Here is a 19,689-nt window from a genome sequence, read left to right as displayed (position 1 = left end):
ACAGATTACATTAATTAGAACTATGGAGTATCAAGTGAAGAACGCCGATGGCCGGTTAGGCATTTTGATGCCAGGGTTAGGAGCTGTGGCTACTACCCTCATTGCCGGAGTTGAATCGATCAAGAAAGGGTTTTCGCAGCCGGTGGGTTCCCTCACCCAGATGGGCCGCATCCGGTTGGGCAAACGCACCGATGAGCGTTTCCCCCTTATCAAAGAATTTGTTCCGTTGACTGACCTGGAGAACATCGTGTTCGGGGGCTGGGACGTGTACGCCGACAACGTGTTCGAGGCGGCCACGACGGCCAAGGTGCTGGAGCCCATGCTGCTGCACGCAGTGCGGCCCGAGCTGGAGCGCATCGTGCCCATGAAGGCGGTCTTCGACAAGGCCTACGCCCGCAACCTGGACGGCAACCACGTGAAAGAAGGCGCCGACAAGATGGAGCTGGCCGAGGCGCTCATGGAGGACATCCGCCAGTTCAAAGAAACGAACGGCTGCGACCGCCTGGTGATGGTGTGGTGCGGCTCCACGGAGATCTACATCGAGGAGTCCGGGGTGCACCAGAGCATAGAGGCCTTCGAGGCAGGTCTGCGCAGCAACGACCCCAATATCGCCCCTTCCATGATTTACGCCTACGCGGCCATCAAGTCGGGCGTGCCCTTCGCCAACGGCGCGCCGAACCTGACCGTGGACATCCCCGCCATCGTGGAGCTGGCCAAAGAGCATGGCATCGCTATCTCCGGCAAGGATTTCAAGACCGGCCAGACCCTGATGAAGACCATCCTGGCCCCGGGTCTGCACGCCAGAGCTTTGGGTGTAAAAGGCTGGTTCTCTTCCAACATCCTGGGCAACCGCGACGGCTACGTACTGGATGCTCCTGAGAACTTCAAAACCAAAGAGGTTTCCAAACTGAGCGTACTGGACGAAATCTTCCGTCCGGAATCAAACCCCGAGCTGTACGGCGATATGTACCACAAGGTGCGCATCAACTACTACCCTCCTCACGGTGACAACAAAGAAAGCTGGGACAACATCGACATCTTCGGCTGGTTGGGGTACCAGATGCAGATCAAGATCAACTTCCTGTGCCGCGACTCTATTCTGGCTGCGCCGCTGGTTCTTGACCTTGCCCTGTTCACGGATCTGGCGCAACGCGCCGGCATGAGCGGCATCCAGGAATGGCTGAGTTTCTACTATAAATCCCCGCAGACCGCGGAAGGTTTGGCTCCGGAGCACGACATCTTCAAGCAGTTGATGAAACTGCAGAATACCCTGCGCCACATGATGGGCGAGGACCTGATCACCCACCTGGGCCTGGATTATTACCAGGATCTGGTAGAAGCACTCTAATTACCCAATGATTCAATTGCACAAACTCATTTCCACCAGCCTGGGGATAGGATACGTGGGCAAAGGTGGAGGTACCGTGGCCGCAGTGGTCACCTGCCTTTGCTGGTATTTCTGGTCCAGCGGTGGAGATGAGCTTGTTATCTGGCAAGCCAGCGTCACGTTCCTGATCACGGCGTTGGGCGTCTGGTCTGCCAATGAAGTGGAACCCTATTGGGGCAAAGACGACAAAAAAGTAGTCATAGACGAGGTAGCGGGCATGTGCATCAGCCTGCTGTTCTTGCCGGTGACGGCACCTTATGTGTTGGCGGCCCTGGTCCTGTTCCGGTTTTTCGATATTGTCAAACCCTTCTACATAAGAAGAACAGAGAAGTTAGCCGGAGGTTGGGGAGTGATGCTGGACGATGTGGTTTCCGGAATATACGCTAACGTGATCTTGCAAATTTGCTTGTACTTCGACCTTTTTTAAATGCTCACCTTTCTGAAGTCCCAAGCGGCTTCCCTTATTGCCTCGGGCACCGATTTTCTGGTGACCATCATCGCCGTTGAACTCCTGGGCCTCTGGTATGTAGGCGCTACTGTTCTGGGTACTATAACTGGCGGAATCACGCATTTCTCCATCAGTAGGACCTGGGTTTTCCATGCTACCCACAAACACTTACCAACCCAAGCCACCAAGTACTTTATTGTCTGGAACGGAAGCCTGATCCTGAATGCCTCGGGGGTGTTTGCCTTCACCCACTACCTGGGCCTGAACTACATCTTCTCCAAGGTCTTCGTCTCGCTGCTGGTAGGTTTTTCTTACAATTACATTCAACAAAAGAGATATGTATTCAAATAAAAAAGTATATGTCAGCACTTTACATATACTGGTTTGCTGCTTAGCCTTTCTAGCTATTGGAGTGAATTTCAACGCTGTTCAAGCCCAGAGTGCCACTAACATTGTAAAAGGAACCATCAAAGACGCCGTTACCAATGAGCCTTTGATTGGGGTATCTATATTTCTGCCCGGCACCACGCAGGGCACCAGCTCCGATGTGGAGGGAAACTTCTCCCTCAGGGTAAGCCAGGCAGCCACCAAGATCCAGTTCACCTACCTGGGCTACAAAACCAAGGTGGTGGAGCTCACCCCGGGGGAGAGCAAGGTTTTGGCCGTAAAGCTGGAAAGTGAGTCAAAAAGGCTGAAGGAAGTGGTGGTCAAAGGCCGCAGCCGCAACTACAGCAACAAGAACAACCCGGCGGTGGACCTCATCAGGCTGGTGGTGGACAACAAGAACAAGAACCGCATGGAGAGCTATGACTACGTGCAGTACCAGCAGTATGATAAGCTGCAACTGGCGTTGAGCAACTCCCCGGAGAAACTCAAAAGCAACATCTTGTTCAAGAAGTACGATTTCATCATGAAGAACATAGATACCTCCAAGCTGGAGGGCACCGCCGTTCTCCCGTTGTACCTGCAGGAGTCTATTTCGCAGCAGTTTTTCAGAAAAGACCCCGAAAAGAGGAAAACCATTGTGCAAGCCGAGAAGAAGGTGGACTTCGGGGAGTTCGTGGTCATCAACTCGTACGTGAAGCACATGTACCAGGACATTGACATCTACAAGAACAACATCACCATCCTCACAAACCAGTTCCTGAGCCCCATCGCCGATCTGGCGCCTACTTTCTACCGATTCTATGTGACTGATACCGTGGTAGTGGACGGCCAGAAGCTCACCGAGCTTTCCTTCAGCCCCAAGAACGAGACCGATTTCCTGTTCACCGGCAAACTGTACGTGACCATGGACGGCAACTACGCCGTGCAAAAGGTAGACATGGAGGTGGGCAAGAAAGTGAACATCAACTGGGTGCGCGACCTGCACATCAACCTGGACTTCAACCGGCTGGCCAACGGCCGCTACAACCTGAGTAAAAGTGTGTTCCGGTCTGAGTTTGCCGTGACGCAGAACAGCAAGGGCGGCGTCTACGGCGAGCGGACCGTTTCTTTCCGCGACTTCCGGGTAAACCAACCAAAGCCCGAGAGCTTCTACGAAGGCGAGGCCCTGACCAAAACCGAGGCCGCCGAGCGCCACGATGAAGAGTTCTGGGCCGCCAACCGCCATGACACCCTTTCCTTCTCAGAGCTAAACACCTACCAGAGCATTGACTCGCTGAGAAACACCCGGTCTTTCAAACGGACGCTAGACATTGCCACCATGTTCATTGCGGGCTACAAGCAGGCGGGACCGAACTTTGAGATCGGGCCGGTAAACACGTTCTACAGCTTCAACCCGGTAGAGGGTTTCAGGTTGCGGGCCGGAGGCAGAACCACCACCACCTTCAGCAAGAAGATGATGTTTGAGACCTACGCCGCCTACGGCTTCAAAGACGAGAAATGGAAATATTTCCTGGGGGGCACCTATTCGCTCACAGACCGCTCCATCTTTGAGTTTCCGGTGCGCGCTTTACGCGTGAATTACCAAAAAGACACCAAAATCCCGGGGCAGGACCTGCAGTTTGTGCAGGAAGACAATTTCCTGTTGTCGTTCAAGCGCGGTACCAATGACAAATGGCTCTACAACGAAACCTACAACGTGGACTACCTGCACGAGTTCAGAAACCACATGTCGTTCAGGGTGGGGTTCAAGAACTGGGAGCAGACCCCGGCCGGCAGCCTGGAGTACTACAAGGCCAATTACACCCCTCCTACCGAGGGTAATCCCGGCACGGAGAAAGAGATTGTAGACCACATCACCACGTCTGAAGTGCGGCTGGAACTGCGCTGGGCGCCCAATGAGAACTTCGCGCAGGGCAAACTCTACCGCTACCCTATCGTGAACCGCTTCCCTATTTTCACCTTGCGGGCCGCGGCCGGGGTAAAAGGCCTCTTCAACGGTGACTATGATTACCAGAGCCTCACCCTGAACATCGCCAAGCGGTTCTACCTATCGCAGTTCGGGTACTCAGACGTGATCACCGAGGGCGGCTACATCTTCGGGCAGGTGCCGTTCCCGTTGCTGGCCATTCACCGCGCGAACCAGACCTACTCTTACCAGATCCAGGCCTACAACCTCATGAACTTCCTGGAGTTTGTGAGCGATCAGTACGCCAGCCTTAACCTTGACCACTGTTTCAACGGCTTCATCTTCAACAAGCTGCCTTTGGTAAGAAAGACCAAGCTGCGCGAGTTTGCTACCTTGAAAGTGCTCTACGGCAAGGTTCGGGAGGAAAACAACCCGGCCAACCACCAAGACCTGCTGGCTTTCCCGGCCTATGCCACCGGCCTGCCCGTGACCTACACGCTGGACAAAAAACCATACGTGGAAGCTAGCGTGGGCGTGGGCAATCTGTTCAAGTTCTTCCGGGTAGACGTGGTGAAACGCCTCACGTACCTGGACAACCCCGGGGTATCTGAGGTAGGCATCAGAGGCCGTTTTAAGTTCGATTTCTAAGAAGCAAGGAGAAAGCATGGAGAGTACCCTGCCTAAAAGCACCACCAGAGACGCCCTGCAACAGGGTCTCTACAAGATTATCAATCCGTTCGTTAAATTTATCATCTCGCTGGGGTTCACCCCCAACACCGTTACCATCACCGGTTTTCTGCTGAACATGGGCGTGGCGGTGATCTTTATCCTGGGCGGCGAAAAGGGCAACCGCGGCGACCTGAGCTACGTGGGCTGGGCTGGTTTCCTGATTCTGTTCGCCGGTTTGTTTGACATGCTGGACGGCCAGGTGGCCCGCATCGGGAAGATGACCTCGCCGTACGGCGCCCTGTTTGACTCGGTGGTAGACCGTTACTCAGAACTGATCATGTTCCTGGGCATCTGCTACTACCTGGTGGCGCACCATTACTTCCTGAGTTCTTTGCTGGCCTTCGTGGCCATGATCGGCTCTATGATGGTGAGTTACACCCGGGCCCGGGCCGAGGGGCTGGGCGTGGAATGCAAAGGCGGCCTCATGCAACGGCCGGAGCGAGTGGTGTTGATCGGGCTCTCCAGCATCCTCTGCGGGGTGCTGGCCACCTGGATCGGTGGAAATTACCGGGTCATGTTCCCCGGCACCCAGGTGCAGGTGTTTGAGACCATGTCGGTGTTCACGTTTCCGCTGGCGGTGCTGGCGGTCATGACCAACATTACGGCGTTCAACAGATTACTGGACGCAAAAAAGGCACTGGAGGCGAAAGAGAACTTGTTGGGGAAATAGGTGTTCATAGGAAATGGAAAGATTCCTCTTTTACGTTTTGGCCGTATTGTTTTTAGTAGGCGGGAGCGTTTTACCGGCGTTTTCGCAGGAAACGCTTAAAACCAACCAGGGCCAGGAACTGCCTTCGCCCAAAGGCATTCCTAACCTGCTGTTCTATGTGCAGCGCGACCCTAACACCAACACCATTTTGTATGAGTTGAACCTGGACAGCAAAGGCGGGTTGAACGAGGAGGAACCGGTGAAGATCTACTGGATCAGGTACGCCGATGGCGGGAAAAAGCAGGACCTCAACTTTGTCCAGCGTAAATTCGCCTACGGACTGGATGTGCGTAAGATCAGCGCCGATAAATATGAATTGACGTTTGTCTCTTACGGCAAGCGCACGTTTTACCTGCAGAAGGGCCCCGATGGCAAGTTCCATGTGTACGCTTCCATCAACAAGAAACAGGCGGTCCTGGACCGGGTCTTCGTTCGCATTGAGGGCGGCTCGTTCTGGGTGCCCAATGTAGTGTATGCTGAGTTCAAAGGGCGGGACACCGCCACCGGAAAAGAAATTGTAGAACGGTTCAAACCATAATTTTCATTTTTATGAAAAAGAACTATGTCTCCAACGCCACTGAATCAACCCGCATGTTCAAAGCCGACTGGATGGAAGCCCTCTCCAAGGTGCATTTCACGGTACCGCTGTACATCTACGTGCCGGTCATAGGTTTCCTTATGTGGGATGCCTTGTACCGGCAGGGGCTTTCCTTGATTTCCTTTGCGGGGTACTACCTCCTGGGTGTGGTGATCTGGACCCTGGCCGAGTACCTGCTGCACCGGTTTGTATTCCACTTCGTACCCAAGGCGCCCTGGGCGTTGCGGCTGCACTTCATCTTCCACGGCGTGCACCATGACTACCCCAACGATGCCAAACGGCTGGTGATGCCGCCCTCGGCCAGTATTCCCATGGCAACCGTTTTGTACCTGTTCTTTTCCCTGTTTCTGAGCGGCGGTCCGCTGCACGCGTTCTTCGCTGCTTTTTTGACCGGCTACCTAGTGTATGACATCTCACACTATGCGCTGCACCATTTCAACTTTAAAAGTGAGTTCTGGAAAAAGCTCAAGAAACACCACATGCTGCACCATTACTCAGATGCCTCCCGCGGGTACGGCGTAAGTTCCGCCCTATGGGACAAGGTATTTGGCTCTGATTTCATTAAAAAATAACATGCGTACTACTTCCACGGTAGAAACCAAGAAAGACACTAGCGTACCCCTTAAAGCAACCCTCTGGATCACGGCCATTTCCCTGGCCTATCTGCTGCTCTCTTATGTACTGATTGGGTTCAAGACCGACCAATTGCTGTTGGTGGCCCTGTTCACCTCCTTGTACTACCTCTCCCCGGTTACCCGCAAATTTGCGGTGGGCTTCACCATTTTCATGGTCTTCTGGGTTTTGTATGACTATATGAAAGCCTTCCCCAACTACTGGTTTAACCAGGTGCACATCCAGGACCTGTACGAGGCCGAGAAAGCCTTTTTTGGGATAGGTTCCGAAGGAGTGCGGCTCACCCCCAACGAGTACTGGGCGCAGCACCACCACACTGTGCTAGATGTGCTCTCGGGCGTGTTCTACCTGTGCTGGGTGCCAGTACCCATGGGCTTTGCGGCCTTTCTTTTCTTCCGAGACCGCACTCAGTTCACGTACTTCTCGCTCACGTTTCTGCTGGTGAACCTGCTGGGTTTTGTAGCCTACTACCTTTACCCGGCCGCGCCGCCCTGGTACGTGCAGCTGCATGGGTTTGAGTTCATCGCCAAAACGCCGGGTAACATGGCCGGTCTGGCCCGCTTCGATGCGTTCTTCGGGATAGACCTTTTCCGGGGGATGTACGCCAAGGGATCAAACGTCTTTGCGGCCATGCCATCGCTGCATTCTGCTTACCCTTTGATTGTGGTGTTCTACGGCATCAAGACCCGCCTGAAAAGCGTCAACCTCATTTTCGCCACCATCATGGTGGGCATCTGGTTTGCGGCAGTTTACACCTCTCACCACTACATCCTGGATGTGCTCTTCGGGATTCTCTGTTCCTGCCTGGGTATTTTCCTCTTTCAGTTCCTGATGGCCAGAAAAGGACCTACTTACCGGGCCGTGCAGCGCTTCATCAGAGCCATTGAATAAGCCGTAAGCACTTCATCGTTTTAGAACTGATTTCCAGAAATCACCTTATAAACAGAGAGGCCTTCCCCAGTAGTTGGAGAAGGCCTCTCTGTTTTGAACCTGTTTTCCTGAAAATGTCTCTTAAACGGAAGGATTAGAAAAAGCAGGAAAGCAGCTTAAATTTCTGAGTAAGCGGCAGGGTGCAGCAGGTAAATATCCGCGCGGAGGAAATTGTTGGCGTACTGTGGGTCAGCGCTCATCTTCTTCCAGGCTGGGTCGGCCCCGAAGGCTTTCCAATGCTCCTCCCGCGAGGCGATGTTGTCGAACGAGGTCATGTACATGAGGTTAGGCATTTTGCTGCCGGCCTTTACCTGCCCGTAAAACACCGGGTTGAAGCCCAAACGGGTAAAGATCTCCATCTCGCCGTTGTTGAACATGGCCACTTTGTTCTCGTGCAGTTTCTCGGTGGCGGCTTCGTAGCTGCGCAGTTCATAGATGCGGTCTGCGGGCGTGCCGTTCAGTTTGGGCGCTGCGAAAAGGGGCATTCCAGTGAAGGCCTGCATCAAAACCACCTCCATGCGCTGGTACACGGGGTTGTTGAACGCGGCCTCCAGGTACTCCTGCCCGGCCGTGGCGAAAGCGTTGTCCTTCTTCAGTTTCTCCTCTACCTTGAACACCTGGTCCGCGGCTTTGAACGGAATAAAGACATACACCAGTTTCTCTGCTGCTGTTGCCGATGGATTGGCCTTATCAGCGACGGGTTTGAACACTCCCACCTTGGCGACTCCGGCCCGGTGCAGGGCGGGCAGATACGCGTCTTTCAGGAATTTATCCAGGCGGTCTTCCTGCTGCTGGTCTTTCAGGTGGTAAATCTTGAGTTGGTAAAACTCCTGTTTAGGTGCGGCGCTCGCTTTGAACGGTACTGCCAGGCTCACCAAGGCTATCAGCAGGAAAAGGAATCTATTCTTTGTAAGGGTATGCTTCATAAGGTATGTTTCTTGTATTGCGGTAAAAATCTTCGGTACCTGAGATTTCTGATGAGCCCGGTCATATAAAAACCTGTGAGGTTCTACAACCTCACAGGTTTAACCGCTTTACGCCTGTTTTTGAGAAAACGGACCTAAAATGGGAAATGCTTATTTCAGGATGGTCTCAATACGGGACAGCTCGTCTTCTGAGAACTGGGTGTTCTGCATGCATTTGAGTGAATCGGCGAGCTGGGCCGGGGTGCTGGCCCCAATCAATACTGAGGTGACCCGCGGGTCTTTCAAAAGCCAGGCCAGCGCCATCTGCGCCAGTGACTGACCACGTCCTTCGGCCAGTTCATTCAATTGCTTGATCTGGTTCAGACGCGCCTCAGTGATGTCGCCTTCCTGCAGGAAGCCGTGCGGTTTGGCGGCGCGGGAGTTCTCCGGAATGCCTTTGAGGTACTTATTGGTGAGCAAGCCCTGGGCCAGCGGCGAGAACGGGATGCAGCCCACGCCTTCCTGCTCCAGCAAATCCAGCAAACTATCCTCTACCCAACGCACAAACATGGAGTACTTAGGCTGATGGATAAGGCAGGGCGTGCCCAACTCCTTGAGAATTTGAATGGCGCGGGTAGCCTCAGGGGTCTCGTAGTTGGAGATGCCCACGTACAGCGCTTTGCCCTGCCGCACAATGGAATCCAGGGCGCCCATGGTTTCCTCCAGCGGGGTGTTAGGGTCTGGGCGGTGGCTGTAGAAAATGTCCACGTAGTCCAGCTTCATGCGTTTCAGGCTTTGGTCCAGGCTGGATATGAGGTATTTGCGCGAGCCCCACTCGCCGTACGGTCCCTCCCACATTTTGTAACCGGCCTTGGAAGAGATAATGAGTTCATCGCGGTAGCCCCTGAAATCCTCGTGCAGGATCTTCCCGAAGTTCTCCTCGGCAGAGCCGGGCGGCGGGCCGTAGTTGTTGGCCAGGTCAAAGTGGGTGACGCCGGCGTCAAAGGCATCGTGCAGGATCTGGCGGGAGTTCTGCAGCACATCCACGTGCCCGAAGTTGTGCCAGAGGCCCAGCGAAAGCGCTGGCAATTTAAGGCCGCTTTTGCCGCAGCGGCGGTACTCCATCGCCTGGTAGCGCTGGTCCGAAGGTGTATAAGACATGGTTGGTTTCGTTGTTAAGGGCTGTAAAATACAGTTTCTCCATGTATCTGCCAAGGCTGCGGCGCACCACTTCCGCCTAATTCCCTATCGGGTTACCTAAGCACCTTGTTTTACCCCTGTTTTCATGAAAACAACCTCAAAACAAATAAAGACGCTTTTTAAAAAAAGAGTTCTTCAGGAGAAAGCATTGGTATTATGCGCTGAAAGGCAGTTCTGGTATATTCTGAAAATAAGGAGGGCTCTCTCGGCCGCAGCGGCAGGAACCTCTTTGGGAAAGCTGCGTAACAATAAGATTATACCATTACTAGTGCGGGAAAGAATCTCGGTTTTTTCCTAAACGATAACAACTAACAATTCATAAGGTTTTAAACTTTCTAATGTTTAGTTTTACACCTAACTCAAATTGCGGATAACGAATAATACCTCAATTTTAGGCTTCTAACGACTTTTATGACCTCAGAACCAGAACTTGCTTCACCTGTCTTCCCAACCAACGCACATGATGACCTTCACCGGTTACTGGTAGAGAGCATCACGGATTATGCCATTTTCCTTCTTGACCCCACGGGGCGCGTAGCCACCTGGAATACCGGGGCCAAAGTATTGAAACAGTATGAGCCAGAAGAGATTATTGGGCAGCATTTCTCCATTTTCTATTCACAGGAGGCGAAGGACAGGGACTACCCGGGGTATGAGTTGAAGGAGGCTTTGCGCAAGGGCAAGTTTGAAGACGAGGGCTGGCGTTTCCGGAAAGACGGGATCGCCTTCTGGGCCAATATCATTATCACGCCCATCTACAACCAGGAAAAGGAATTAATAGGTTTTTCCAAAATAACCCGCGATTTAACCGAAAGGAAAAAAGCCGAGGATGATTTGTACCGGGTGTACGAAGAACTCAAAGACAGCGAGGAAAGGTACCGCCTGTTGGTGGAGGGCGTGGCAGATTACGCCATTTTCATGCTGAACCCCGCCGGGCACGTGGCCACCTGGAACCAGGGCGCGCAGAAAATAAAGGGTTACCAGGCCCAGGAAATCATTGGCAAGTATTTCGGGAAGTTCTACTCGCGGCAAGCCCTGGAAGAAGGTTTCCCGGCGTACGAACTGAAGATGGCGCGCGAGCACGGCCGGTTTGAGGACGAAGGCTGGCGCTACCGCAAAGACGGCTCGGCGTTCTGGGCCAACGTGATCATCACGGCCATTTTCAACAGCAAAAAAGAACTTCTGGGGTTCTCAAAAATCACCCGTGACCTCACCGAGAAAAAACAGCTGGAGCAGCAGCTCTTCCAGACGCACGCAGACCTGCTAGAGTCTGAGGAGAAGACCCGCCTCTTGATTGACAGCGTGCAGGACTACGCCATTCTCATGCTCAACACCGAAGGCATCATCATGAGTTGGAACACCGGGGCCGAGCGCATCAAAGGCTACAGACCAGACGAGATCATTGGCAAACATTTCTCTACGTTCTACACCCGCGAGGCCATTGAGAACGGCTTCCCTAAATTTGAATTGACGCAGGCCCTGCAGAACGGCCGGTTTGAGGACGAGGGCTGGCGCATCAGGAAAGACGGCACCGCTTTTTGGGCCAACGTGGTGCTCACGCCCATTTTCAACTCAGAGAAACGCTTGCTAGGCTACGCCAAAATCACCCGTGACTTGACCGAGCGCCGCCGCAACGAGGAGCTGATGCAGAAAAACAAAGACCTGGTGCGAATCAACAATGACCTGGACAACTTTGTGTACACCGCTTCCCATGACCTCAAATCCCCTATCGCCAACCTGGAGGGCTTGTTAGCCGCGCTGCAGGAAGACTTGGGCCCTGAGGTGGAGAACCACGGCCAGATTATCTCGCTCATGCAAGGGTCCATTGGTACCCTGAAGAAAGTGATTTCTGACTTAGCCGATGTCACCCGGTTGCAACCAGGCCAGCAGCAACCCGAAAGCGTGGAGATCAAGGGCTTGGTAGCCGAGGTGAAAGAAAACCTCCGTCAATTGATCAAGGCCACCAACGCCCAGATCACCGCCGATGACCTGGCCTTTGACCATCTGCATTACTCGCGCAAGAACCTCCGCAGCATTCTGCACAACCTGGTTTCCAACGCCATCAAATACGCAGACCCCAAAAAAACACCTCAGGTTACCATCAGAACCTTTCGCTCAGAAACCGGAGAGTACGTGCTATCGGTAGCAGACAATGGCTTGGGGATTCCGCCCAGCCAGTTCACCAAGATTTTTGGCATGTTCAAGCGGGTGCATGACCACGTAGAGGGCACCGGCGTAGGCTTGTACCTGGTCAAAAAGATCCTGGACAACTCTGGCGACCACATCACCGTGGAGAGCGAGGAAGGCCAAGGCTCCACATTTAAAGTCTTTTTCAAGCAATAGGCTTAGTCCAGGCTGCTTAGACGTTGATGTGGCGGCGCACGGATTACCAGTCCCAGTTTTCGCTTTAGAGGAAACTGGCAACCTGTTTTACCTTGGTTTGTTACAGAACTATTTCTGTTTCTTATGAAAGGAGTTCTGCCCGGCAACTAACATTCCTGGCAGAACTCTTTTTTTGCCCGTTTTTCACAAAACACCTTCAAAGTAGGTAAGCTTCTTGGTAAGTTTGGGTTTGGCATCATCCTTGGTCTGGCGCTGGTCTTTATGCCCTTGCACGTGCTCTTCGCGGGAAATCCAGGCCTTAAAATCATCTTTGCTGTTCCACTTAGAGACCAGCACGTACTCCACTGCCTGCGGATGCTCCCTCTTCCAGATCTCGAAGGAAATTAAACCAGTGGCACCGTGGCTTTCCTCTAAGTCATGCTGACATTTTTGGGCCAGGTATGCTTCGTGCTCTTTATCGGTCTCAAAACTGGCATTTACTATATAGGCACTCATAGAAATGGGGTAAGTAATTTAAGCAAAAACGCGAGGGTATCCGGGATTATTCTTTAACCTTGTGGCCTTAGTAGTATCCTTGTTGTTACCTGATTTCTTAGCTACTTCAATTTTCTACCAAACAGCTCCAGCGTACGGTCCCAGGCAAGTTTTGCGGCGGCTTCGTTATAGCGGGCCGGGGAGGTGTTGTTGTTGAAGGCGTGGTTGGCTCCTTCGTAGACGTACAGTTGGTATTTCACGTTGGCGGCTTTCAGGGCCTGCTCAAACGCCGGGATGCCCGCGTTCACCCGCTCGTCTAGTCCGCCGTAGTGCAACAGCATCTCCGCTTTGATTTTGGCTACATCGGCGGCCTCCGGTTGACGGCCATAGTAGGCGACGCCGGCATCCAAGTCTGGTGAGTGCACGGCCAACTGACCCACTAACGCTCCGCCCCAGCAGAAGCCTACCGCCCCGGTTTTGCCGTTGCCGTTTTTATGTTTTTGCAGGTACTCCAGGCCTTTCAGGAAATTGGTAAGGTTCTGCTGTGCATCTAGTTTGGCGAATAATCCACGGGCTTCGTCCTCGTTGGCGGGCGTTCCCCCGTGCACCGATAAAGCATCAGGCGCCAAGGCCAGGTAACCGGCCTGCGCCACCCGCATGGCCACATCCCGGATGTGCGGGTTCAAGCCCCGGTTTTCATGGATTACCATCACCGTGCCCAACTTCTTCTTGCCTTTGGGCTGCACCAGAAACCCCTTCATGGTCACCCCCTCAGCCCCGGGATAGGTAATGTCCTCGGTGTGGAGGTCTTTGTCGTCCACGGTAGCGGCTTGGGCATAGTTGTTCTCCAGCATGGGCAACAGCGATAAGGCCAGCGTGAGGCTGCCCGTCAGTTTGGCCAGTCTGGTGAGGAATTCTTTGCGGGAAAGCGGGGCGTGGGTGTACTCGTCAAACAGATTGATGATGCGCTGGTCCATAGATTCGTTTTGTTTGATGGAAGATAGAAGATAGGCTGCACATTTCCCATTTCTGCGTAAGGCTGGTTGGCTTTGTTTTAGGGGTAATTTTCAGAAAACGCTCCTAAAACAGCCTTTGCTGGTTTGTTGTCACGGCTTAGGTGAAGTGCCTACGTAATCAAAAAAAAGGCGGCTGCTCAAGTAGAGCAGCCGCCTTCCAGAAAACAAGAAAAGTATTATAAAGTAGTATTTGGGTCATTATCCAGGCCGGGACGGCGGGTGCGGTCACGGTCTAGGTCATCCTCATCCAGGGTAGAATCTGTAGTATACCCGGTGCGGTTGGTGGTGTCCGTCCGGAGGTCATCCGTCTCTACCTCAGTGGAGCGCACCGTGTCTCTGATGACTTCATCGTGCTCCTCCACCTCTTTTTCGAAGTAAACCTCTTCCACCACGCGGGCTTCTTTGTTAACGACAGGCACTTCAGCATGCTCCGTTAACTCAATTTCCCCTTCCCGAAAGTTGTCCAGGTCCCTTTCTGAAACTGGGCGGTCTACGGGCGTACGCTCCACCACTACCCGCTCCTGGCGTAGACGCACGTGCTCTTCTACAGGCCGTTCTACCATATGGCTGCTGATGTGCACGCCACCGGTTTCTACTTCCTCTTTTCCTACTTGCAGATTCTCTTCTATGATGGGAATCACCTTGTCATCATCTCGGGTGGTGTTGGTGGTAGTGTTTGGCGCAGTATACCCAGTATCAGTGGTGGTGCCCCGGTTGAAAAGGCGGTCTGAGAAGTGGTCGTGTTCATAAAAGCCATCCCGGTCAGAGGTAGTTCTGTCTTGACCCGTCAAGGCTGCGCCCGCACCCGCCACGGCTGCTACAGCGCCACCGAAAATAGATCTGATGGAGGACTCATGATCCCGGTCAAAGCGTCCTTTCTCATAAGTGGGCAGCGATCTGAGTTGGTCTGCTGTGACGTTAGGCAGAATTACGTTGTCACTGTCATCTTCTAATTGAGCAATACCAATAGGAACCAGCACGTCGCGGGTATCCAGGTCCAGGACGTTTCCTTCCAGGTCTACCACCATGTACCGCACTTTTCTGGCCTGGACGTCAAAGATGAGTTCATCTACTTCGCCAATGGTTTGGCCACTGCTGTCTTTGACGGTCCAGCCTTTGATGTTGGGTTGGTTGTCAGCGATCTCATAGTCACTGCCGCCTAATTCCTGCAGATTGTCCTGCTGGTTATACTTATTATCTCTTTCCATGATTAATTCTAGTTTATGGTGCTGCACTTAACACCGATGGTAATTACTTTCAAAGCAAATAAGCGCTGGTAAACCACGAAGGTTTACTCAGATCTGCGAGCCACAATCTGTACTCTCCGGTTTTGCTGTCTTCCTTCTGCCGTAGCGTTGGAGGCCACTGGGTTGGATTCTCCCACGGGGTGCAGAGATATGCTCCCCTTAGATATTTTTCCGTTGTCAACGAGCCAGTTTTGTACTGCTTTGGTGCGCTCCTCGGCAAGTTCTTTGTTGTAACTGGCGCTGCCTTGTGCATCTGTGTAGCCATAGATGCGTACCTGCCCACCGGTAAACCGTTTCCCCATGGAGGTGGCTATCTGCTGCAATTTCTGGCCGGCCTGGGGCTGAACCGCGGCTTTGTCACTTCCAAAAAGAATAGTTTCATCTACACTGTACACGGCATAATCTTCATTGCCACGCACGTCAATGTCCTCGTCAGTGATTTCATCATAGGCTACCTCAGGAGCATCCAGGTTGACGTTGTCCCAGGCGTCTGAGACAGCGGCGGCACCGGTAGCAGCGGCACCCGCCACTTCATCTCCGGCCTCAGAAACGGCCGAGGTGGTTTCACCAGTAGCGCTGTCTACCTCATCTCTGGTAGTATCGCACCCGCGAAGCAGGAAAAACAGCAAGGCAATCGCCACCAAAGCTATCAGAAGCCATAGCCACCAGGGCCTGCTGCTTTTGGGTTGTACATCTAAATCGGCCATAGTTTTATCAGTTTGTAGTAGTTAGATTGGAAGCCGCCAACCAAGGCGACCTGTGACGGTAAATTCATATTTGTCACATAAATCTTAAACGGTGACTTTCTAAGTATGTTCCGAAGCACCACCGTATAAACCGAAATACCTAGAACATTCAACACCAGACAAAGGGCTACCCACCTAATCCATAATCAACTGAAGGCCAAATAAAACTCTCCTAACCTTGGCGATTGTCACCTTTATGGGTTTGGGATTAGGAAAATCCAGAGGTAAAAAGAACAAATCACCCTGAACTTTCTAAAACCTTCAAATATGCAAAATCACCTCTTTCACACTGCAGGTACGAATAGGCATAAAAGTGAAATTGAAAAGATATATACTGCACAACGTTTCAACTGAGCCTTCCGCAAAGAAGAAAGCCCCATAAAGCATTTTGGGCCTGTTTCCTGAAAAACAGGCCCAAAATGCTTTATGGGGCTTTGACAATAAAAAGAAGCTATTATTTCTTTGGCTTGCCGCTCATGTAAAACGTCAGCTTGCCGCCCTTCACCAGGTCTGAATGGTTCAAAACAGGTTGGGTTAAGGTCTTGCCGTTCAGCTCCACTTTCTGCACGTAGACGTTTTTCTCGCTCTGGTTTTTGGCCTCAATCTGGAAAGTCTTGCCGTTTTCCAGTTGGATGGTGGCGTCCTTCACCGCCGGGCTACCCAGCGAGTATTGCTCAGAACCAGGGGCCACCGGATAGAACCCGAGGGAACTGAACAGGTACCAAGCACTCATCTGGCCGCAGTCATCGTTACCACCTAAACCATCTGGGGCGGCTTGGTACTGCTTTTTCAGGATCATGCGCACGCGTTCCTGGGTTTTCCAGGGTTGGTCTGTCCAATTGTACAGGTAGGCCACGTGGTGAGCGGGCTCGTTGCCGTGCACGTAGTTGCCGATGATGCCCTCGCGGGTGATGTCCTCGGTGTCTTTGAAAAACTCATCCGGCAGGTGCATGGTGAAGAGCGAATCCAGGTGCGGCACGAATTTGGCGTTGCCGCCCATGGTCTGGATCATCTCCGCCGGGGCCTGTGGCACGTAGAGACTGTAATTCCAGGCATTGCCTTCAATAAAGCCTTGGTTGTGGGTGCTCAGCACATCGAACTCCTTCTTGAACGTGCCGTTGCTCAGCTTGGGCCGCATGTACCCGATGCTTTTATCATATACATTTTTCCAGTTCTGGGCGCGTTTGCTGAACTCCTGGTAAATGTCTTGGCGGCCCAGCTTCTGCGCAATCTGCGCGATGCACCAGTCGTCATAGGCGTACTCCAGCGTCTTGGACACCGAGGAGCCGTTCTTGTCCTCGGGCACGTAGCCCAGTTGCATGTAGAAGTTCAGACCGTCATAATACCCCTGGCGGGCGGTGGCCACGCAGGCATCCAAGGCGCGGTTGGCATCGCCGGTGTAGGTGCCTTTCATAATCGCATCGGAGATCACCGACACGCTGTGGTACCCGATCATACACCAGTTCTCGTTGGCGTGGTGCGACCATACGGGCAGCATGTTATGCACGCTCTGGTCATAGTGCGCCAGCATAGACTCCACCATATCGGCGTTGCGTTTGGGCTGCACCACATTGAACCAAGGGTGCAAGGCGCGGTAGGTATCCCAGAGCGAGAAAGTGGAGTAGTTGGTGAAGTCCTTCGCCTGGTGGTTGTTCTGGTCCAGGCCGCGGTACTGGCCGTTCACGTCCATGTAGGTGGTGGGGCCCAGGAACGTGTGGTACAGCGCGGTGTAGAAGTTGATGTAATCATCTTTGGTGGGCAGGCTGGCGCGCACTTTGCCCAGTTCCTGGTTCCACTTCGCCTGGCTCTCGTCTTTTACGCGGTCAAAATCCCAGTGCGGGATCTCCGCGCGCATGTTCGCCAAAGCGCCCTCGGTGCTCACCGGCGAGAGCGCGAATTTCACCTTGATCTTCTCCCCTTCGGTGGTCTTGAAATCGAAATAGGCGCGGAGCTGCTTGCCGGCCATCTCGGGGAAGTTCTTGGTCTGGTCAAACTTGCGCCAGAAGCCGCGGTACACCTGCGCCTTGGAGTAGTCTTTGTTGCCGTATTGGGTAAAAGGCTTCGAAAACGACATGGCGAAATACACGGTGCGGGTGCGGGCCCACCCGTTCGTCTGGCGGTAGCCGGTGATTAAGGTATCGTTCTCAATGCGCAGGAAAGTCCACGCATTTTTGTCGTCGTAGTTGTAGATGCCGTGCATCAGGTCCAGGATAATGTGCGCCTCGTCTGATTTGGGGAACGTGTACTGGTGCATGCCCACACGGTTGGTGGCTGTGAGTTCCGCCCGGATGTTGTGGTCGTCCAGTTGCACGCTGTAGTAGGCAGGTTCTGCCCGTTCATTGTTATGCGAGAATTTTGAACGATAGCCACTTTCCGGCTTAGCCTCGGTGCCGGGGTTCAACTGCAGTTTGCCGGTGGTGGGCATTAGCAGGAAATCGCCGAGGTCTGAGTGGCCGGTGCCGCTGAAGTGGGTGTGGCTGAAGCCCACGATGGTGGGATCATCGTACTGGTAGCCCGCGCAGTATTTGTACACGTCTTTGTTGTAGCCCCCGTTCACCTCGTACGGAATGGTGTCGGTATCGGGCGAGAGTTGCACCATCCCGAAGGGCGCCGTGGCACCAGGGTACGTGTGGCCCATCTTGTGCGTCCCTATGATGGGGTTCACCCAGCGGACCAGATCATACTTCGGTTTTTGGGAGAAGCCGGGAAACTGACAAAGCAGGAAAGCGAAAAGCAGAAGTTTTCTCATTTAGGTGGAGGGAGCTTTGCTAAAGCGTTTTAGTAAAGGTTGATTCCTCAAAGATAAGAGAGTTTTGAGAAGGGCAAAGCGCCCCTCCTGTTTTTGCTTCTTTTCTGAAAAAGAAGCAAAAAACAACGCTCACCTTTACCTGAAAACCTCTGCTAAAGAGAATCCAATGGCCGAGGAGTATTCTACTCCTTTTCCCTTAGCTTTTCGCCCTCTCCTTTTTTAGTATGCAAGGTGGCATCCTGGTTTAAGCCCAACTCCTCCTGGATTTGGGACGAAGAACCTTCCGGAGGTTTCCCCACCATCATCCTGACGTAGCGAAGGCCATCCTGCACATCGGCCCAATGGTGGGCGGGTGGTTCAAACCCATAGGCCCGGTATTGATTAGGTGACACCTTCCCCTTCAGCCGCACAAACGTCTCGAAACGCTGCACCCAACGAAAGAAAGACGCCATAAACGCATCTTCCTGCACCATGTCCTCGGCCTGGTTCTCGCTGTACTTGCGGTCCTTGCCGTTGGTGCAGTAAGCCCATAAATCATCCGGCACTTCCACTCCGCCGTACCGGCACTGCCACACCAAAGGGGCGTAGGCATCGCGCATGTCCTTAAAAGGCTCTTGTTCTGGGTCGAAGTAGTATTTGTGGCGCAGAAGCTTGGGCCTCCCGGTCTCGTCCATTTCGTCGCCGCCTTCGTCGCCGTAACAGAAGAAACCCGCGGTTCTGCCTTCCAGGTGATTGAGACTCATGGTTTCCCATTCGGGGGCATGCTCCAGGGCCATGGCCTTCTCAGGGTTCTTGTGATCGATGGTTTTCTCATCGGGGTTGCCGCCGTTCATGCACACCAACCGGTCAAACATCAGTTTCAGGTTACTCGTGGGCGCATACCAGTTCACCGGCCCGATGATGGCCCACGCATCGGCCATATCCAGGCGGGAGTACATGTCCAGGTCCCACATGAGATCCGGTTCCTTTTTGCTGTCTTTCTCGTAGCAGTTGCAGGGCCAGACACACAAGGCCATGGACGTGGACACGCAGGCGTTGCAGCTTTGGATCCTGGCCCGGGCATACACGTTTCCCAAATCTTCGTAGTCAATTTCCCAGTCCTGCGGCAGCATTTCGGCCATTTGCAGCATGAGGGTGCGGGACTTGCTGTCTACCCCCGGGCAGTTATATTGCCGGCGGTCAGATCCCGAGATAATCAAGATCCGGAAGGGCCTTTTGTCTGGGGAAAGCGCCGCGTTTCTATCGTCTGGTTTCATAGGTGATGGGTTTGGATGCCTGGAAG

General features: G+C 53.2%; 18 protein-coding genes. 10 read left to right on the top strand and 8 right to left on the bottom strand.

Annotation, left to right across the window (positions count from 1 at the left end; genetic code table 11):
• Window positions 1–22 precede the first annotated feature (22 nt).
• The 8 genes from FOA19_RS21465 (at window position 23) to FOA19_RS21430 (ending at window position 7,688) form a co-directional block, all read left to right on the top strand.
• Window positions 23–1,348: an inositol-3-phosphate synthase gene (locus tag FOA19_RS21465; protein ID WP_149092888.1), complete on the top strand. Its 1,326-nt coding sequence runs from the start codon at window positions 23–25 to the stop codon at window positions 1,346–1,348.
• 7 nt (window positions 1,349–1,355) lie between these two features.
• Window positions 1,356–1,814 (top strand): phosphatidylglycerophosphatase A family protein, encoded by a 459-nt coding sequence (locus tag FOA19_RS21460; RefSeq protein WP_149092887.1) that lies wholly within the window; start codon window positions 1,356–1,358, stop codon window positions 1,812–1,814.
• On the top strand, window positions 1,815–2,186 hold the full coding sequence (locus FOA19_RS21455) for a GtrA family protein (protein ID WP_149092886.1): 372 nt from the start codon (window positions 1,815–1,817) through the stop codon (window positions 2,184–2,186). It abuts the gene before it with no gap.
• Window positions 2,187–2,247: 61 nt separating this feature from the next.
• Window positions 2,248–4,776, top strand: coding sequence for a DUF5686 and carboxypeptidase-like regulatory domain-containing protein (locus FOA19_RS21450; protein WP_223809007.1), 2,529 nt, complete (start codon window positions 2,248–2,250; stop codon window positions 4,774–4,776).
• Between the two features lie 16 nt (window positions 4,777–4,792).
• Window positions 4,793–5,527 carry a CDP-alcohol phosphatidyltransferase family protein gene (locus FOA19_RS21445; RefSeq protein ID WP_149092884.1) on the top strand — a complete coding sequence of 245 codons (735 nt, stop codon included), beginning with the start codon at window positions 4,793–4,795 and terminating at the stop codon, window positions 5,525–5,527.
• A gap of 13 nt (window positions 5,528–5,540) precedes the next feature.
• Window positions 5,541–6,104 (top strand): DUF4833 domain-containing protein, encoded by a 564-nt coding sequence (locus tag FOA19_RS21440; RefSeq protein ID WP_149092883.1) that lies wholly within the window; start codon window positions 5,541–5,543, stop codon window positions 6,102–6,104.
• An 11-nt stretch (window positions 6,105–6,115) separates the two neighbouring features.
• Window positions 6,116–6,736 carry a sterol desaturase family protein gene (locus tag FOA19_RS21435; RefSeq protein WP_149092882.1) on the top strand — a complete coding sequence of 207 codons (621 nt, stop codon included), beginning with the start codon at window positions 6,116–6,118 and terminating at the stop codon, window positions 6,734–6,736.
• A 1-nt stretch (window position 6,737) separates the two neighbouring features.
• A complete protein-coding gene (locus tag FOA19_RS21430) occupies window positions 6,738–7,688 on the top strand; it encodes a phosphatase PAP2 family protein (RefSeq protein WP_149092881.1) in 951 nt (316 codons plus the stop codon).
• Window positions 7,689–7,843: 155 nt separating this feature from the next.
• On the opposite strand, the gene FOA19_RS21425 is transcribed toward FOA19_RS21430, so the two are convergent.
• Both FOA19_RS21425 and mgrA read right to left on the bottom strand, forming a co-directional pair.
• A complete protein-coding gene (locus tag FOA19_RS21425) occupies window positions 7,844–8,653 on the bottom strand; it encodes an NIPSNAP family protein (RefSeq protein ID WP_149092880.1) in 810 nt (269 codons plus the stop codon).
• Window positions 8,654–8,803: 150 nt separating this feature from the next.
• Window positions 8,804–9,793 (bottom strand): L-glyceraldehyde 3-phosphate reductase, encoded by a 990-nt coding sequence (gene mgrA / locus FOA19_RS21420; protein WP_149092879.1) that lies wholly within the window; start codon window positions 9,791–9,793, stop codon window positions 8,804–8,806.
• Between the two features lie 124 nt (window positions 9,794–9,917).
• Here mgrA and FOA19_RS21415 point away from each other — a divergent pair, with 124 nt between their 5' ends.
• Window positions 9,918–10,130, top strand: a complete 213-nt coding sequence (locus tag FOA19_RS21415) for a hypothetical protein (protein ID WP_149092878.1) — start codon at window positions 9,918–9,920, stop codon at window positions 10,128–10,130.
• Between the two features lie 113 nt (window positions 10,131–10,243).
• Window positions 10,244–12,175, top strand: a complete 1,932-nt coding sequence (locus FOA19_RS21410; protein WP_149092877.1) for a PAS domain-containing sensor histidine kinase — start codon at window positions 10,244–10,246, stop codon at window positions 12,173–12,175.
• A 183-nt stretch (window positions 12,176–12,358) separates the two neighbouring features.
• Here the strand turns inward: FOA19_RS21410 and FOA19_RS21405 are convergent, their stop codons facing one another.
• From FOA19_RS21405 to FOA19_RS21380, 6 genes are all read right to left on the bottom strand, one after another.
• Entirely contained in the window at window positions 12,359–12,670 is a 312-nt protein-coding gene (locus tag FOA19_RS21405; protein WP_149092876.1) for an antibiotic biosynthesis monooxygenase family protein, read from the bottom strand.
• Window positions 12,671–12,771: 101 nt separating this feature from the next.
• Window positions 12,772–13,644, bottom strand: coding sequence for a dienelactone hydrolase family protein (locus tag FOA19_RS21400; protein WP_449421252.1), 873 nt, complete (start codon window positions 13,642–13,644; stop codon window positions 12,772–12,774).
• Window positions 13,645–13,841: 197 nt separating this feature from the next.
• On the bottom strand, window positions 13,842–14,873 hold the full coding sequence (locus FOA19_RS21395; RefSeq protein ID WP_149092874.1) for a DUF2382 domain-containing protein: 1,032 nt from the start codon (window positions 14,871–14,873) through the stop codon (window positions 13,842–13,844).
• An 83-nt stretch (window positions 14,874–14,956) separates the two neighbouring features.
• Window positions 14,957–15,619, bottom strand: coding sequence for an OmpA family protein (locus FOA19_RS21390; RefSeq protein WP_149092873.1), 663 nt, complete (start codon window positions 15,617–15,619; stop codon window positions 14,957–14,959).
• A 493-nt stretch (window positions 15,620–16,112) separates the two neighbouring features.
• Window positions 16,113–18,407, bottom strand: coding sequence for a GH92 family glycosyl hydrolase (locus tag FOA19_RS21385; protein ID WP_149092872.1), 2,295 nt, complete (start codon window positions 18,405–18,407; stop codon window positions 16,113–16,115).
• 182 nt (window positions 18,408–18,589) lie between these two features.
• The gene (locus FOA19_RS21380; protein ID WP_149092871.1) at window positions 18,590–19,663 is read right to left on the bottom strand and encodes an NAD(P)H-dependent oxidoreductase; all 1,074 of its coding nucleotides are present in this window, start codon (window positions 19,661–19,663) and stop codon (window positions 18,590–18,592) included.
• Window positions 19,664–19,689: the final 26 nt, after the last annotated feature.

This window comes from Rufibacter hautae (assembly GCF_008271695.1).
Lineage (GTDB): Bacteria > Bacteroidota > Bacteroidia > Cytophagales > Hymenobacteraceae > Nibribacter > Nibribacter hautae.
This window is presented reverse-complemented; position numbering and strand designations above follow the sequence as displayed.